Source organism: Nocardia sp. NPDC058705, assembly GCF_042749305.1.
GTDB lineage: Bacteria > Actinomycetota > Actinomycetes > Mycobacteriales > Mycobacteriaceae > Nocardia.
The window spans coordinates 60,974-73,282 of record NZ_JBHYRN010000031.1 but is presented as its reverse complement, the minus strand read 5'-3'; the positions used below and the strand labels follow the sequence as shown (position 1 = coordinate 73,282).

The following is a 12,309-nucleotide window of genomic DNA, read 5'->3' as shown; positions in this document are numbered from 1 at the left end:
GCCTCCAGCAACGGCGGCTAACTCGCGGCCCCCCAGGGGCCGCGCTCGAGCGCGCCAGCGCTCCAAAAACACAGCCTCAAACCTCAGGGACTACTCAAACCCCGAAGCTCTGCCGAACAAGCCGCTCCGAGACAGCAGGCCCCTACGCCCCCGGGTAGTCCATGTAGAACGGCTCCCACTGGTGCCCATCGGGGTCGATGAAGGTGCGGCCGTGCATGCCGACCTGAGCCTCCTGAGCACGCTTGTCATCGTTGGTCTCCTCGGTGGCCCCGGCGGCAACCGCCGCATCGGCGAGCACATCCACCTCCGCCGCACTCCCCAGCGACAACGCGTACGCCGCACCGATCCGAGCAGTCGTATCAGCGATCGGCCGCTTGCTGAACGTGGTGAAGAAGTCCTTGGTCAGCAGCATCAGGCAGATGTTGTCGTCGATGACGATGCACGACGCGTTCTGATCGGTGAAATCCTCGTTGACCTTCCAGCCCAGCGCCTCGTAGAAGCTCTTCGAGCGGTCGAGGTCGGCGACGGGGAGGTTGATGAAGATCATCTTGTTGCTCATGGGAATCAGCCTTTCGGGGCGTCGTTGCGGTCTCGAACATGTAGACGCGGCGACCGACCCCGATTCATCGCACCCACGCGAAGTTCGCGAATCGAGATAGTTCGTTCGCACCCCTGTCAGCTGTCGGACCCCTGTGGCATCGTGAAACTATGAGCGACGCCACAACCGCCACCACCGGCCCCGATCCCGCCGTACTCGCCGAATTCGAGACGCATCGGCGCGAGTTGTGCGCGTATGCCTACCGCATGCTCGGCTCCTCGTTCGAGGCCGAGGACGCAGTGCAGGAAACCTTCACCCGCGCCTGGCGCTCCTACGATTCCTTCGAGGGTCGCGCGAGCCTGCGGTCGTGGCTGTACAAGATCGCCACCAATATCTGTCTCGACATGCTCGACCGGCCACAGAGCCGCGCCAGACCGATGGATCTCAACGGGCCGGGCCGCCCTGATTCACCGCTGCCCATGCCCCAACCCGATTACGTGTGGATCGAGCCGATCCCGAACGCGCTGGCCTTCGGCGCCGACCCGGCCGACCACGCTTCCACCAGGGACACGCTGCGCCTTGCCTTCGTCGCGGCCTGCCAGCATCTGCCCGCCACCCAGCGCGCGATCCTGATCATGCGCGAAGTGCTGCGGTTCTCGGCGGGCGAGACGGCCGAGGCGCTGATGATGTCGCCCGCGTCGGTGAACAGCGCGCTGCAGCGGGCAAGGGCCACCATGTCGAAGGTGCAGCCGAAGGTCGCCGACAAGTTCGACGAGACCGATCCCGACCAGCGCAAGCTGATCGACGATTTCGTCAGCGCGTTCGAGGCCTACGACATGGACGCGCTCACCACCTTGCTGAAAGCCGATGTGGCGCTGTCGATGCCGCCGTTCGACCTCTGGATCTCCGGACCCGAGAATGTGGCCGCGTTCATGCTCAGCACGGGCAGCGCCTGCCGCAACTCGCGAATGGTGCCGATCGAGGCCAATGGATCGCCCGCCTTCGGTCACTACAAGCCGAGCGAGGAGCCCGGCGTCTGGGTGCCGTGGTCGATCACGGTGCTCGAACTCGAGGGCGACACCATCGCCGGCCTCAACTTCTTCCTCGACACCCAGCGCCTGTTCCCGCTGTTCGGGCTCGAGCCGGAGTGGCGCGAGCCCGTCTGATGATGCAGCGGCGCGAGCCCGTCTGAGCGGTTACAGCAGGCGGCGCTTGTACAGCTTTCCGTTGGGATCGCGTGGCAGCTCCGCACGGTATTCCACCGTGCGGGGCAGCTTGTACTTCGCGAGCTGACCGGCGGCGAATTCGAGGAGTTCGTCGGTGAAGTCGCCGACGCCCTCGACCGGCTGCACGAACGCCTTCACCTGCTGACCCCAATCCGGGTCCGGCACACCGAGAACCGCCACATCGGCGACCTTCGGGTGGCTCATCAGCACGCCTTCGATCTCGGCCGGGTAGATGTTGACCCCGCCGGACAGGATCAGGTCCGAGCGCCGGTCACACAGGAACAGGTAGCCGTCGTCGTCGAGGTAGCCGATGTCGCCGACGGTGAACAGGTCACCGACGCGCGACTCCTCGGTCTTCTCCTTGGCGTGGTGGTATTCGAAGCTGGAGGCGCCCATCCGCATGTAGACCAGGCCCTCTTTGCCGGCGGGCAGTTCGGTGCCGTCGGTCTCGTCGAGCACCTTGATCACCGACCACGGCCAGGCTTTGCCCACCGAGCCCGGCTTGAGCAGCCATTCGGCACCGTTGATCACCGTGCCGCCGCCCTCGGTGGCCGCGTAGTACTCGGTGACGACCGGTCCCCACCATTCGAGCATCTCCCGTTTGGTCTGCGGTGGACACGGTGCGGCACCGTGCACCATGCTGCGCAGCGAGGACACGTCGTAGCGGGCCCGCACGTCGGCGGGCAGGGCGAGCAGGCGATGGAACTGGGTGGGCACCATGTGGCTGTGCGTCACGCGATGCCGTTCGATCAGCGCGAGCATGTCCTCGGCAGCCCACCGATCCATCAGAACGAGCTTGTGCCCCAACTGAATCGAGATGGTCGAGAAGTTCAGCACGGCCGTGTGATAGAGCGGCGAACCGCAGATGTGCACGTGGTCGTCGTAGGGCGCGAGCCCGAAGAGGCCGAAGAAGGCCTTGTTCGGCGCGGGGACCTCATCGGGATCGGCACCGGTGAGCGGACGGCGAACGCCCTTGGGCCGCCCCGTGGTTCCCGAGGTGTAGAGCATGGGCGCACCGACCGAACGCTCCGTCGGCCTGCCGGTATCGGCGGCACCGAGCCACGACACCGGCCGGAAGCCGGGCACCGTGCCGACCGCGAACCGGGCATCAGCGGGCAATGCGGCAAGGTCAGCGGCTTCGGCGGCGGTGGCGGCGAATCGCTCGCTGGCCAGGAACGCCGATGCGTCGCTGTCGCCGAGGATGTAGGCGATCTCGGGCGCGGTGAGATGCCAGTTCACCGCGACGATGTACAGCCCCGCCTGGTACGCGGCGAAGTAGGCGGCGATCGCCTCGACGCCGTTGTGCAGCATGCTGACCACGACATCGCCGGTCCGCAATCCGATGCCGCGTAGTCCGTTGGCGTAGCGGTTGGCCAGGGTCGCCAATTCCCGATAGGTGATCTCGCGGCCGTCCGGGTCGACGACGGCGATCCGCTCGGGATCGGTCGCGGCGATATTCCACAGTCCGAGGACTTCCGTTGTCTGCTGACTCACCCTTCGAATTTAGAACGTGTTCTACGTCGCGACAAGGGGTTGGAGCCTACGCATTTGTTCGGCATCGGAGACCGAGATCAGCATCATCGTCACGCCCGCGTCCTCCCATTCCTTCAGCCGCGAGCGCACATGGGCCTCGTCGCCGAAGATCGCGGTGTCGGTGATCAGCTCGTCGGGCACCGCCGCCGCGGCCTCGGCCTTGCGGCCCGCCTGGAACAGCGCCGAGATCTCGTCGACCTCGGTGCCGTACCCCATCCGCCGATAGACCTGGGCGTGGAAGTTCAGCTCCGGCGCGCCCATGCCGCCGATGTAGAGCGCGCTGATCCAGCGCATCCGCTCGATCTCGGCCGCCGGATCGTCGGTGATCACCACCTGGGCACTGGCCGCGATCTCGAAATCTTCCCGCGAGCGACGGGCGCCGGGCCGCACGAAGCCCTCGTCGAGCCATTCGTTGTACATCCCGGCCAGCCGCGGGGCGTAGTAGATCGCGAGCCAGCCGTCGGCGATCTCGGCGGTCTGGGCGATGTTCTTCGGACCCTCCGCACCCAGCCAGATCGGCAGATCCGCACGTAGTGGATGCACGATCGGCTTGAGCGGTTTGCCGAGTCCGGTGGCGCCGGGACCGGCATACGGGAGCCCGTAGTGCGTGCCGTCGGAGGTCACCGGCGCCTCGCGGGCGAGCACCTGCCGCACGATGTCGACGTACTCGCGCGTGCGCTTCAAAGGCTGAGCGAACGGTTGCCCGTACCACCCCTCGACCACCTGCGGACCCGAGACACCGAGCCCGAGAATCGCCCGCCCGCCGCTGAGGTGATCAAGGGTGAGCGCGTGCATCGCCGTCGCCGCCGGGGTGCGCGCCGACATCTGCGCGACCGAGGTGCCCAGGCGTACGCGCGAGGTCGACGAGCCCCACCAGGCCAGCGGCGCGAACGCATCCGACCCCCACGACTCGGCGGCGAACACCGCGTCAAACCCCGATTCCTCGGCCGCGATCACCAGCTCGCCCGCGTCGACGGGCGGCTGTGCGCCCCAGTATCCGAGTTGCAATCCGAATTTCATGATCGGCGCCCTTTCGGCGAATCCTTGCGAGCAGAATAAGAACCTGTTCTACTCGATATCGTGACCAAGGGGAATACCGCAGTGGAAGTATTGAGTGCACCCCTTCGGGTGCGATTCGACTACACCAGGTCCGTCGGACCCATCATCGGCGCGTTTCTGACCGGCCTGCGCGAACGCCGCATACTCGGCGTGCGCGGCAGCGACGGCCGAACACTCGTGCCACCACCCGAATACGATCCACTCACCTGCGCCCCACTGACCGAACTGGTCGAGGTCGCGGCGAGCGGCACCGTCCAGTCGTGGACGTGGGTGACCGAGCCGCTGCCAGGCCAGCCGTTCGATCGCCCGTTCGCGTGGGCGTTGATCCAGCTCGACGGCGCCGACACCGCCCTGCTGCACGCGCTCGACGTGACCGCACCCGAGCAGCTGGGCACCGGCATGCGGGTCAGCGCTCGCTGGGCCGACGAGCGCACCGGCCGCATCCAGGACATCGCCTGCTTCGTTCCCGGCGAAAGTGCAAGCACCGCAGACTATTCCGAGCAGGCCCCGGTCACCATGCTGACCACCCCGGTCGCCCTCGACTACAAACACACCGCTTCTCCCCAAGAGAGCGTCTACCTGCGTGGCCTCGCCGAGGGCAAGCTCATCGGCGGCCGTTCCGAGGCGGGCGGCCGGGTGTATTTCCCACCGCGGGGTGCCAATCCGACCACCGGCGAGCCCACCGACGACCTGGTCGAACTGCCCGACACCGGCACCGTCACGACGTTCTGCATCGTCAATGTGCCGTTCCTCGGCCAGCGGATCAAGCCACCGTACGTGGCCGCGTATGTCCTGCTCGACGGCGCCGACATCCCGTTCCTGCACCTGATTCTCGGCTGCGAGGCGAGCGAGGTCCGCATGGGCATGCGGGTCGAGGCGGTGTGGAAACCGCGCGAGGAGTGGGGCCACACCCTGGCCAATATCGACCACTTCCGGCCTACCGGGGAGCCCGACGCTCCCTACGAGTCCTACCAGAATCACCTCTAGAGAGGCCACGTTGACCACAGCAGCCCACGGGCCCGAGATCGCGGTGGTGGGTTTCGCCCACGCACCCCATGTGCCGGAAACCCACGGCACCACCAACGGCGTCGAAATGCTCGTGCCGTGTTTCCAGCAGCTCTACGCCGACCTCGGCATCACCAAGTCCGACATCGACTTCTGGTGCTCCGGTTCCTCGGATTACCTGGCGGGACGGGCGTTTTCGTTCATCTCCGCGATCGACGCGATCGGCGCGGTGCCGCCGATCAACGAGTCGCACGTGGAGATGGACGCCGCCTGGGCCCTCTACGAGGCTTGGGTGAAACTGCGTTCCGGGCAGGCGCAGACCGCGCTGGTCTACGGCTTCGGCAAGTCCTCGGCGGGCACGCTGCGCCAGGTTCTCACCATGCAGCTCGACCCGTATCTGGTCGGCCCCTTGGGGATCGACGCCGTGTCGGTGGCCGGACTGCAGGCGCGCGCCGGACTCGACTCGGGCCGATGGACCGAGCAGGACATGGCCGCCGTCGCAGGGGGTGACCTCGAATCCTTGCTCGCCGCACCGTATGTGGCCGATCCACTGCGCGCCCACGACATCGCCCCGATCACCGACGGTGCCGCCGCCATCGTGCTCGCGGTCGGCGATCGTGCGAGGGAGCTGTGCGAGCGCCCGGCGTGGATCACCGGCATCGCGCACAACATCGACGCCCAGGCACTCGGCGGCCGCGACCTGACCCGCTCCCCCTCGACCACTGCGGCAGCGGCGGCAGCGACCGGCGGCAACAGCGATTTCGACATCGCCGAACTGCACGCGCCGTTCAGTCATCAGCAGCTGATCCTGGCCGAGGCGATCGGCCTGTCCGCGAACACGGTGATCAATCCGTCCGGCGGCGCGCTGGCTGCCAACCCGATGTTCTCGGCGGGCCTGGAACGCATCGGCCGCGCCGCCGAGGCCATCATGTCCGGCACCGCGAACCGGACTCTCGCTCATGCGACCAGTGGTCCTGCGCTGCAACAGAACCTGGTCGCCGTCCTGGAATCGGAGACACGATGAATGCCAAGCAGACCGGCCTTACCGCCGCGGTCCTCGGCACCGGCCAAACCCATCACGTGACAAAACGTACGGACGTGTCCATGGCGGGCATGTGCCGTGAGGCCATCGATCGTGCACTCGATGACGCAGGCCTGACCATCGCCGATATCGACGCGGTGGTCGTCGGCAAGGCGCCCGATCTGTTCGAGGGCGTCATGATGCCCGAGCTGTACATGGCCGAGGCGCTGGGTGCGGCGGGCAAACCGTTGCTGCGCGTGCACACCGCGGGCTCGGTCGGCGGGTCGACCGGTGTCGTCGCCGCCAATCTGGTGCAGGCGGGGGTGCACAAGCGGGTGCTCGCCGTGGCATGGGAGAAGCAGTCGGAGTCGAATGCCATGTGGGCGTTGTCGATTCCGGTGCCGTTCACCATGCCGGTCGGCGCGGGCGCGGGCGGCTACTTCGCGCCGCACGTGCGCTCCTACATTCGCCGGTCGAACGCGCCCATGCACATCGGTGCACAGGTGGCGGTGAAGGATCGGCGCAACGGTGCGAAGAACCCACTCGCCCACCTGCATCAGCCCGACATCACCCTCGAATCGGTGCTGGCCTCCCAAATGCTGTGGGACCCTATCCGTTTCGACGAGACCTGCCCGTCCTCGGATGGCGCGTGCGCCCTGGTGATCGGCGATGCCGAGGCGGCGGCGGTGGTAGAAGCCGAAGGCAAGAAGGTGGCCTGGGTGCACGGCACCGCGATGCGGACCGAGCCGACCACCTTCTCCGGGCGCGACCAGGTCAACCCGCAGGCGGGCCGGGATGCGGCCGCCGCGCTGTGGGAGGCGGCCGGGATCACCTATCCCCTGGAGGAGATCGATGTCGCCGAGATCTACGTGCCGTTTTCCTGGTTCGAGCCGATGTGGCTGGAGAATCTCGGCTTCGCGGCCGAGGGCGACGGCTGGAAGCTCACCGACAAGGGCGAGACGGAGATCGGCGGACGCATCCCGGTGAACCCCTCCGGCGGCGTTCTCTCGTCCAACCCGATCGGCGCCTCCGGCCTGATCCGGTTCGCCGAAGCCGCCAAGCAGGTGATGGGTCGCGCGGGCGCCTACCAGGTGCCGAACGCGCGCAAAGCCCTCGGCCACGCGTACGGCGGTGGCTCCCAATACTTTTCGATGTGGGTTGTAGGAAGCGAGCGTCCTGAATGAAGTTCACCCTCGGTATCGCACTGAGTCCCCTCGACCAGCTCGCCGAGCTGGCCAAGACGGCCGAAGAATGCGGGTTCAGCTCCATCGGGCTGCCCGACTCGCTGTTCTACATGAAATCCCAGTCCGCCGACTACCCCTACACCCCCGACGGCAGCCGGTTCTGGAGCCCGGAAACACCCTGGGTCGACCCACTGATCGCCGCCGCGACCATGGCCGCGGTCACCACGAAGCTGCGGTTCTACACCAACGTCCTCAAACTCGGTTCCCGCAATCCGCTGCTGCTGGCCCGTCAGGTCGGCTCCATCGCCAACCTGTCGGGCAACCGCTTCGGCTTCGGCATCGGCATCGGTTGGGCGCCGGAGGAATTCGAGTGGTGCGGGGTGCCGTACGCGCGCCGCGGCGCTCGGGTCGACGAGATGATCGAGGTCATCAGGCTGGTGCTCGACGGCGGCATGGTCGAATTCCACGGCGAGTTCTTCGATTTCGACGAGCTGCAGATGAGTCCGGCCCCGAGTGAACGGGTGCCGTTCTACATCGGTGGGCACACCGGTCCGGCGCTGCGCCGCGCCGCCCGTATCGGCGACGGCTGGACCTCGGCGATGATGAAGTTCGACGACCTGGTCACCACCATCGCCACCCTGCGTGACCTGCGCACGGAATACGGCCGGTCAGAGCAGCCGTTCGAGATCCAGTCCGTCTGCATCGACAAGTTCGGTCGCGAGGGCTATCAGGATCTGGCCGACGCGGGCGTCACCGACAACATCGTGGTGCCATGGCTGGCCGACGGCATCGGGTTCGACGGCGAGCTGGCCGCCAAACAGGACTCGCTGCGCCGCTTCGCCGAGAAGTACATCGCCGACCCCATCATCGCGAAGGTGCACTCATGAGCGCCCGCGCCGCCGGACTGGCCTCCCAGGCCGCTGTCCGCGCCAAGGATCGTGCGGCCTGGGTCGCCCTGTTCGCCGAGGACGGCATCGTCGAAGACCCCGTCGGCCCTTCGGGTTTCGATCCCGAGGGCGTCGGCCATCGCGGGCACGCGGCGATCGGCGCGTTCTGGGACAAGGCCATCGCCCTCACCGAATCCATCGAATTCCACTTCGACGACTCCTTCGCCTGCGGAAATGAAATCGCGTTCACCGGCCTGATCCGCACGACTATCGCCGGCCACGTGATCGACGCCGAAGGAGTATTCACCTACAAGGTCGACGCCGAGGGGAAGATCGCCGCACTGCGTGCATTCTGGGAAGTAGACCGCGCGGTCGCTACTACGCGCCCCGCATAGACAAACACAGAACAGCCCGGGACCTATTGGTCTCGGGCTGTTCTCGTGGTATCGCTACTCAGTGCGCGACAGGGCAACCAGCGGGCTTGTAATCGACTGGCAGCTCCTTGATCCCATTGAGCCAACCCGAACGCAGACGTTTCGGATCTCCGATTTGCGTGATATCGGGCAGATGGTCAGCAATCGCGTTGAAGATCAGATCGACCTCGAGCCGAGCCAGGTTCGCGCCGACGCAGAAGTGGGCGCCGGTGCCGCCGAAGGCCAGGTGCTGGTTGTCCTTACGCAGGATGTCGAACTTCTCCGGCTGCTCGAAAACGTCCTCGTCGAAGTTTGCCGAGCGGTACAGCATGACCAGGCGCTGACCCTTCTTGATCTGCACGCCGCCCAGCTCGGTGTCCTCGAGCGCGGTGCGCTGGAAGGAGGTGACCGGGGTCGCCCAGCGGATGATCTCGTCGACCGCGGTGGCGGGACGCTCTTTCTTGAACAGCTCCCACTGGTCCGGGTTCTCCATGAACGCGATCATCCCGTGGCTGATGGCGTTGCGGGTGGTCTCGTTGCCCGCAACCGCCAGCAGGATGACGAAGAAGCCGAACTCCTCGGGAGTCAGCGCCTCACCGTCGACGTCGGCCTCGATCAGGGTGGTCACCAGATCGTCTGCCGGACAGGCTTTTCTGGCTTCGGCCATCTGATAGGAGTAGCCGAGCAGCTCCATCGACGCGGCCACCGGATCGATATCAACGTTGTCCGGATCGTCGTATCCGGTCATGTCGTTGGACCATTCGAAGACCTTCATCCGGTCCTCCTGCGGCACGCCGATCAGCTCGGCGATCGCCTGCAGCGGCAGCTCACAGGCCACCTGGGTGACGAAGTCGCCGGAACCGGACTCGGCCGCCCTTCGCACGATGTCGGCGGCGCGCGCCGACAGTTCGGCGCGCAGACCGTTGACCGCGCGCGGGGTGAAGCCCTTGGAGATGAGCTTGCGCAGCTTGGTGTGCTCGGGGGCGTCCTTGTTGAGCAGGACGAAGCGCTGCAGTTCGATCTGTTCGCGCTGGATGTCGTCGTTGAAGCGCGGGATCGCGGTGTTCTCGAAGGTGGAGAACACGTCGCTGCGGCGCGAGACCTCTTTGACGTCGGCGTGCTTGCTCACCACCCAGAAGCCGTCGTCGTGGAAACCGCCGACCTCGGGCGACTGCTCGTTCCACCAGATCGGGGCCGACCGCCGCAGTTCGGCGAACTCTTCCACCGGAACACGCTCGGCGTAGATGTCGGGGTCGGTAACGTCGAACCCGTCCGGCAGGTTCGGCCGTACATTGCTCGGATCTACCACCAGATGTCTCCTTCGACAAACTGAAACACGTTCTACAATCATTCAAGCACAGGGGTTGCCGCGACGGAAGAACCTCGCGGTTTTACCCTGAGCCCAAGATCAGAACCTGTTGCAGTTATGAGGGAGATTCAGATGGGCACACCCGTGATCGTCGAGGCCGTGCGTACCCCGATCGGCAAACGGCGAGGCCAACTTTCCGGCCTGCACGCCGCCGAACTGCTCGGGCTGGCCCAGCGCGGACTGCTCGACCGCGCGGGCCTCGACCCGGCCGAGGTCGAGCAGGTGATCGGCGGCTGCGTCACCCAGGCGGGCGAGCAGTCCAACAACGTCACCCGGGTCGCCTGGCTACACGCGGGCCTGCCGTGGCAGACCGGCGCGACCACGATCGACGCCCAGTGCGGTTCGGCCCAGCAGGCCAACCACCTGATCGCGGGCCTCATCGCCACCGGGGCGATCGACGTCGGCATCGCGTGCGGCGTGGAGGCGATGAGCCGGGTACCGCTCGGCGCCAATGTGGGCACCGAGGCGGGCCCGCGTCGGCCCGCCTCGTGGTCGATCGATCTGCCCGATCAGTTCGGCGCCGCCGAGCGTATCGCCCGCAGGCGCGGGATCACCCGCGCCGATATCGACGAATTCGGCCTGCGCTCACAGCAATTGGCGGCGCGAGCCTGGGCCGAGGGCCGCTACGACCGCGAGGTGCTTCCGGTCTCGGCGCCGGTGCTCGACAGCGAAGGCGTGGCCACCGGCGAGAAGGTGGAGGTCAGCCGCGACCAAGGCCTGCGCGCGACCACCATCGAAGGACTGTCCGCGCTGAAGCCGGTGGTGGCCGACGGCATCCACACCGCGGGCACCTCGTCGCAGATCTCCGACGGCGCCGCCGCGGTGCTGCTGATGGACGAAACCGTCGCGCGCCGAAAGGGTTTGCGACCGCGCGCTCGGATTCACACCCAGGTGCTCGTCGGCGCCGAGCCGAACTTCCATCTGGACGGGCCGGTGCAGGCGTGCACCCGGCTGCTCGAGCGCTCCGGAATGACGATTGGCGATATCGATCTTTTCGAGATCAACGAAGCATTCGCGTCCGTCGCCCTTTCGTGGGCTTCCGTACATCAACCTGACATGAACCGGGTAAATGTCAACGGCGGTGCGATCGCAATCGGGCATCCCGTGGGCTCTACCGGCTCACGTTTGATCACAACAGCGTTACACGAGCTCGAACGCACAGGTCAGGGCACTGCTATGGTGCTGATGTGCGCCGGCGGCGCACTCGCGACCGGCACCATCATCGAACGCCTGTAGACTGGGCTATACCGAAACCGGGCGCCCAGGTTGAACATTCATCCCAGGGCGCCTGGAACGTGTCGTACGCCACAAAGTCACGGGGGGCTCTGGGATGATGAGATGTCAGCTATCTTTGAGCTATCATGGCTGGATGGCGGAAGAACCCCACGACGGGCACGAACTCGGACACCCCCGCGCTCCACAAGAGTCGTTGGCGTGACCCGCAAACGCGACCACTGCCGCCCCTGCACGCAGGTGAGCGTCGGAAATCGTAGAGAAATCCCGAATCAGGCGTAGGTTTTCAGTTACTGAGCCGCTAATATCAATGATACGTATCCGAGATAACGACTGTTAGTACAGTGAAGGGAATTGGGCGGCTCACAATGGCTGATTTCGCGGCGCGGCTGAACAAGCTGTTCGAAACCGTGCATCCCCCGGGGCGCAAGCCGCATACCAACGCAGAGGTTGCGGCTGCGCTGACTGCCTCCGGGCATCCGATCTCGAAGCCGTATCTCTCGCAGTTGCGGTCGGGACAACGAACGAATCCGTCCGATGAGACGGTGGCCGCCCTGGCGAAGTTCTTCAAGGTCAAGCCTGACTACTTCTTCAACGATATCTACGCGGCCAAGATCGATCACGACCTGGAGTTGCTCGCGCAGCTGCAGGGTTACGGACTTCGTCGACTGTCGAGCAGGGCATTCGATCTGTCCGAAGAATCACAGAATCTGCTCACCTCGATGGCGGAGAAGCTCCGGGCCAGCGAAGGCTTGCCCGAAATTCCGCCGGACGGCACGGAATAGGGACCACGCGGTGGTCGGCCTGACGCACCTGATGGTGTCCTGGGTACGGCCGTAAC

12 protein-coding genes are annotated in these 12,309 nt (G+C 66.0%); 8 read left to right on the top strand and 4 right to left on the bottom strand.

What is annotated here, in order from left to right; translation table 11 throughout:
• Window positions 1-142 precede the first annotated feature (142 nt).
• A complete protein-coding gene (locus tag ACFW6D_RS27460; RefSeq protein WP_379332788.1) occupies window positions 143-559 on the bottom strand; it encodes a VOC family protein in 417 nt (138 codons plus the stop codon).
• A gap of 149 nt (window positions 560-708) precedes the next feature.
• Here ACFW6D_RS27460 and ACFW6D_RS27455 point away from each other — a divergent pair, with 149 nt between their 5' ends.
• On the top strand, window positions 709-1,704 hold the full coding sequence (locus ACFW6D_RS27455; RefSeq protein WP_379332786.1) for a sigma-70 family RNA polymerase sigma factor: 996 nt from the start codon (window positions 709-711) through the stop codon (window positions 1,702-1,704).
• A gap of 30 nt (window positions 1,705-1,734) precedes the next feature.
• On the opposite strand, the gene ACFW6D_RS27450 is transcribed toward ACFW6D_RS27455, so the two are convergent.
• Both ACFW6D_RS27450 and ACFW6D_RS27445 read right to left on the bottom strand, forming a co-directional pair.
• Entirely contained in the window at window positions 1,735-3,258 is a 1,524-nt protein-coding gene (locus ACFW6D_RS27450; RefSeq protein WP_379332785.1) for an acyl-CoA synthetase, read from the bottom strand.
• A gap of 21 nt (window positions 3,259-3,279) precedes the next feature.
• Window positions 3,280-4,317: an LLM class F420-dependent oxidoreductase gene (locus tag ACFW6D_RS27445; RefSeq protein ID WP_379332783.1), complete on the bottom strand. Its 1,038-nt coding sequence runs from the start codon at window positions 4,315-4,317 to the stop codon at window positions 3,280-3,282.
• A 60-nt stretch (window positions 4,318-4,377) separates the two neighbouring features.
• On the opposite strand from ACFW6D_RS27445, the gene ACFW6D_RS27440 reads away from it, so the two are divergent.
• The 5 genes from ACFW6D_RS27440 to ACFW6D_RS27420 are packed head-to-tail and all read left to right on the top strand — an operon-like array spanning window position 4,378 to window position 8,848.
• Window positions 4,378-5,343 carry a Zn-ribbon domain-containing OB-fold protein gene (locus tag ACFW6D_RS27440; protein WP_379332781.1) on the top strand — a complete coding sequence of 322 codons (966 nt, stop codon included), beginning with the start codon at window positions 4,378-4,380 and terminating at the stop codon, window positions 5,341-5,343.
• Between the two features lie 10 nt (window positions 5,344-5,353).
• On the top strand, window positions 5,354-6,385 hold the full coding sequence (locus tag ACFW6D_RS27435) for a thiolase domain-containing protein (protein WP_379332779.1): 1,032 nt from the start codon (window positions 5,354-5,356) through the stop codon (window positions 6,383-6,385).
• Window positions 6,382-7,566 carry a thiolase domain-containing protein gene (locus tag ACFW6D_RS27430; protein ID WP_379332777.1) on the top strand — a complete coding sequence of 395 codons (1,185 nt, stop codon included), beginning with the start codon at window positions 6,382-6,384 and terminating at the stop codon, window positions 7,564-7,566. The genes ACFW6D_RS27435 and ACFW6D_RS27430 overlap by 4 nt, the downstream gene beginning before the upstream one ends.
• Window positions 7,563-8,453 carry a TIGR03619 family F420-dependent LLM class oxidoreductase gene (locus ACFW6D_RS27425; RefSeq protein WP_379332776.1) on the top strand — a complete coding sequence of 297 codons (891 nt, stop codon included), beginning with the start codon at window positions 7,563-7,565 and terminating at the stop codon, window positions 8,451-8,453. Before ACFW6D_RS27430 ends, ACFW6D_RS27425 begins: the two co-directional genes overlap by 4 nt.
• Window positions 8,450-8,848: a nuclear transport factor 2 family protein gene (locus tag ACFW6D_RS27420; RefSeq protein ID WP_379332774.1), complete on the top strand. Its 399-nt coding sequence runs from the start codon at window positions 8,450-8,452 to the stop codon at window positions 8,846-8,848. The genes ACFW6D_RS27425 and ACFW6D_RS27420 overlap by 4 nt, the downstream gene beginning before the upstream one ends.
• 58 nt (window positions 8,849-8,906) lie before the next feature.
• Here the strand turns inward: ACFW6D_RS27420 and ACFW6D_RS27415 are convergent, their stop codons facing one another.
• Window positions 8,907-10,217 carry a cytochrome P450 gene (locus ACFW6D_RS27415; RefSeq protein WP_379332772.1) on the bottom strand — a complete coding sequence of 437 codons (1,311 nt, stop codon included), beginning with the start codon at window positions 10,215-10,217 and terminating at the stop codon, window positions 8,907-8,909.
• Window positions 10,218-10,307: 90 nt separating this feature from the next.
• Here ACFW6D_RS27415 and ACFW6D_RS27410 point away from each other — a divergent pair, with 90 nt between their 5' ends.
• Together ACFW6D_RS27410 and ACFW6D_RS27405 are read left to right on the top strand one after the other, a co-directional pair.
• Entirely contained in the window at window positions 10,308-11,471 is a 1,164-nt protein-coding gene (locus tag ACFW6D_RS27410) for a steroid 3-ketoacyl-CoA thiolase (protein WP_379332770.1), read from the top strand.
• A 365-nt stretch (window positions 11,472-11,836) separates the two neighbouring features.
• Complete coding sequence (locus ACFW6D_RS27405; protein WP_019044759.1) at window positions 11,837-12,253, top strand: helix-turn-helix domain-containing protein; 417 nt, start codon at window positions 11,837-11,839, stop codon at window positions 12,251-12,253.
• Window positions 12,254-12,309 lie beyond the last annotated feature (56 nt).

What these genes read in the sequence shown, in the direction of transcription:
- ACFW6D_RS27410 (WP_379332770.1), top strand. Translation starts at nt 10,308, where the DNA reads ATGGGCACACCCGTGATCGTCGAGGCCGTGCGTACCCCGATCGGCAAA.
- ACFW6D_RS27420 (WP_379332774.1), top strand. Translation starts at nt 8,450, where the DNA reads ATGAGCGCCCGCGCCGCCGGACTGGCCTCCCAGGCCGCTGTCCGCGCC.
- ACFW6D_RS27425 (WP_379332776.1), top strand. Translation starts at nt 7,563, where the DNA reads ATGAAGTTCACCCTCGGTATCGCACTGAGTCCCCTCGACCAGCTCGCC.
- ACFW6D_RS27460 (WP_379332788.1), bottom strand. Translation starts at nt 559, where the DNA reads ATGAGCAACAAGATGATCTTCATCAACCTCCCCGTCGCCGACCTCGAC.
- ACFW6D_RS27430 (WP_379332777.1), top strand. Translation starts at nt 6,382, where the DNA reads ATGAATGCCAAGCAGACCGGCCTTACCGCCGCGGTCCTCGGCACCGGC.
- ACFW6D_RS27405 (WP_019044759.1), top strand. Translation starts at nt 11,837, where the DNA reads ATGGCTGATTTCGCGGCGCGGCTGAACAAGCTGTTCGAAACCGTGCAT.
- ACFW6D_RS27455 (WP_379332786.1), top strand. Translation starts at nt 709, where the DNA reads ATGAGCGACGCCACAACCGCCACCACCGGCCCCGATCCCGCCGTACTC.
- ACFW6D_RS27445 (WP_379332783.1), bottom strand. Translation starts at nt 4,317, where the DNA reads ATGAAATTCGGATTGCAACTCGGATACTGGGGCGCACAGCCGCCCGTC.
- ACFW6D_RS27415 (WP_379332772.1), bottom strand. Translation starts at nt 10,217, where the DNA reads ATGATTGTAGAACGTGTTTCAGTTTGTCGAAGGAGACATCTGGTGGTA.